Genomic DNA, 242 nt, shown 5'->3' with positions numbered 1-242 from the left:
ATCCTCTTCAATCGAGTGTAAAACAGTAAACGGACTATCTTCTATTGTAAGTAGAATAAATTTTTTTAGATTTGAAAACCCTGGGAGCCCCTGTTTAAAATGATATACATCTTGCTCATTATATACAACTTCCCCCAACAAACTTGAAACGATTTTTGAAGACATAGTTATAACTCCTTTATATGCTGGTTATTAATAACCAGCATTTACATTACCGCCGACCATTTGAAAGTGCATCTCAT

1 protein-coding gene is annotated in these 242 nt (G+C 33.5%); it reads right to left on the bottom strand.

The window, feature by feature from the left end:
* On the bottom strand, positions 1–165 hold a 165-nt coding region (gene fliW / locus LKX83_RS34615), incomplete at its 3' end, for a flagellar assembly protein FliW (RefSeq protein WP_227887470.1).
* Positions 166–242 lie beyond the last annotated feature (77 nt).

It is taken from the genome of Cohnella baijiui (assembly GCF_020731285.1).
In the GTDB taxonomy this organism is placed as follows: domain Bacteria; phylum Bacillota; class Bacilli; order Paenibacillales; family Paenibacillaceae; genus Cohnella.
This window is presented reverse-complemented; position numbering and strand designations above follow the sequence as displayed.